The following is a 2,291-nucleotide window of genomic DNA, read 5'->3' as shown; positions in this document are numbered from 1 at the left end:
GCCCCGGCGACGACCGGCGCGCCCGCGCGCCGCAAGGCGACGATCTTCCAGCGCGCCGCGACCGAGGAGTTCGCGCTCGTCCCCGTGGAGGCGGAGATCGACGACCTCCCCGCGCCCGGCGCCCGCGCGCGCCAGATCGCGCAGCTCGTCCTCGGCGGCGTCCCCGACGCGAAGGACGCCCTGACCCCGACGCGCAAGATCCCCCGGCTCCGCGCCGTGCACGTCACGACCGCGGGCGTCGCCTGGATCGACCTCGACGCGGCCTCCGTCGCCGGCGTCGGCGCGGACGAGGAGCTGTCCCTCGTCGGCGCCCTGGCCCGCTCCCTCACCGCCTCGATGCCCGAGATCAAGCGCGTCGGCCTCCTCCTCGACGGCCATCCCCGCGAGAGCCTCGCCGGCCACGTGGACCTCAAGCGCACCTACACCGGCGCCGAGTTCCCCTCCTCGGCCGACGCCTCGCCCGACCAGACGAGCGCGCAGTAGCGGTCCGGCGTTGCGCGAACGGGACGCCGAGACGCCATGCTCTCGAGAACTCTCCGCCGGGGTGCTAAACTCTCGAGCGTCGTCCAATCTCGGGTGAACTGATGTCGCCGAAGTCGCGTAACGTCCAGCGGAAGGCCCCTGCCGCGCGCGCGCTGCGCGTCGCGGGACTTTTCGCGGGCGTCGGCGGCATCGAACTCGGCCTCCAGCGCGCCGGGCACCACGCCGAGCTGCTCTGCGAGATCGACCCCGCGGCGCAGGCGGTGCTCGCGGCGCGGTTCCCGCAGGTTCCGCTCGTCGCGGACGTCCGCGAGATCAAGTCGCTCCCCGCGGGGCTCGACATGCTGGCCGGCGGCTTCCCCTGCCAGGATCTTTCGCAAGCCGGCGCGACGCGCGGCATCGGCGGCCCTCGTTCGGGCCTCGTCGATCAGGTCTTCCGGCTCCTGCGAACGCACGACGTTCCGCGCGTGATGCTCGAGAACGTGCCGTTCATGCTGCAGCTCCGGCGAGGAACGGCCATGGCCCACATCGTGGCCGCCTTCGAGGAGCTGGGGTACGCGTGGGCCTACCGCGTCGTCGATTCGCGGGCGTTCGGCCTCCCACAGCGACGGCAGCGGGTCATCATGATCGCGTCGCGCGTGGACGATCCCGCCGCGGCGCTGCATGGTCTCGACGCGGGCGTCCCCGAAGACCCGCCGCGCGACGGACGCGCCTGCGGCTTCTACTGGACCGAAGGCCTGCGCGGTCTCGGATGGGCCGTAGACGCCGTCCCGACGCTGAAGACCGGCTCCGGTCTCGGCATCCCGTCGCCGCCTGCGCTGTGGATGCCGGACAATTCAATCGTCACGCCCGACATCCGCGACGCGGAGCGGCTCCAAGGTTTCGACGTCGATTGGACGACGCCGGCCGAGTCGGTGAAGCGGAAGTCGTATCGCTGGACTCTCGTCGGCAACGCCGTGAGCGTGAACGTCGCCCAATGGGTCGGCGCGCGGCTCGCCGCATCGATCAACTCCCCCGCAACGAGCGGCGAGCCGGAACGGCGGCCGCTCGTCGAAGGGCGGGGCTGGCCCCAAGCCGCGTGCGGCGCCGCGGGGCGGCGATGGGAAGTCGAAGTCAGCGCCTTCCCGATCGTCGCGCCGCGCCCGCCCTTGGCGGAGTTTCTGCAGTTCCCCACCAAACCCCTTTCCGCGAAGGCCACGGCCGGCTTCCTGAGCAGGCTCGAGAAGGGGAACCTCCGTTTCCCCCGCGAGTTCGCGGAAGCGCTGCGCGCGCACCTGGGGTCGATGACCAAACGCGCCCCGCGCTTCGACATGGCCACCGGCTGAGAGGGGCGACGACGCAGGGAGAGCGATGACCGCAGGAAGAGAGAAGGACGGAACGAACGCCGACAGGCCTCTCGCCGCAATCCTCGACGGCATCGCGGCGCCCGGCAAGGACGCCAAGAGACCGGACAAGAAGAACTTCGCGGAGCGGCTCTCGCGGGAGCTGGCCACGCTCTTCGCCAACGCTCTCCGGCCCGCCTTCCCCGGCATTCTCCCCGACGAGCAAGGGTGCCAGCAGGAGTCGCGCGCCCGCACCGCCAAGGGGGTCAAGAAGCTCGACGTCAACTACAGCACGCCGGAGCTCGGACTCGGTCTCGGCGTCTCGATCAAGACGCTGAACTTCCGCGATCCCAAGACCAACCGCTACACGAAGAACTACACCCGCATCGACAACGAACTGCGAGCGGAGGCGATGGACTACCACCAGCGCCAGCCGTTCGCCGTGATGGTCGGGGTCGTGTTCCTTCCCGCCGACGCTTGCGACGACGG

Annotated in this window: 3 protein-coding genes; all 3 read left to right on the top strand. The window is 71.1% G+C overall.

All coding sequences use genetic code 11. The features are described 5' to 3' along the window. Nucleotides 1-483: GerMN domain-containing protein (locus LLG88_01865; protein MCE5245653.1), on the top strand; the 483-nt coding region annotated here is incomplete at its 5' end. Nucleotides 484-584: 101 nt separating this feature from the next. Further along, nucleotides 585-1,805: a DNA (cytosine-5-)-methyltransferase gene (gene dcm / locus LLG88_01860; GenBank protein ID MCE5245652.1), complete on the top strand. Its 1,221-nt coding sequence runs from the start codon at nt 585-587 to the stop codon at nt 1,803-1,805. Nucleotides 1,806-1,830: 25 nt separating this feature from the next. Beyond that, on the top strand, nt 1,831-2,291 hold a 461-nt coding region (locus LLG88_01855; protein ID MCE5245651.1), incomplete at its 3' end, for a hypothetical protein.

This window comes from bacterium, from assembly GCA_021372775.1.
Taxonomy (GTDB): domain Bacteria; phylum Acidobacteriota; class Polarisedimenticolia; order J045; family J045; genus JAJFTU01.
The sequence above is the reverse complement of the archived record's forward strand: the minus strand, read 5'-3'. Positions and strand labels throughout refer to the sequence as shown.

Coding starts and splice junctions, on each gene's coding strand:
- dcm (MCE5245652.1), top strand. CDS start 585: ATGTCGCCGAAGTCGCGTAACGTCCAGCGGAAGGCCCCTGCCGCGCGC.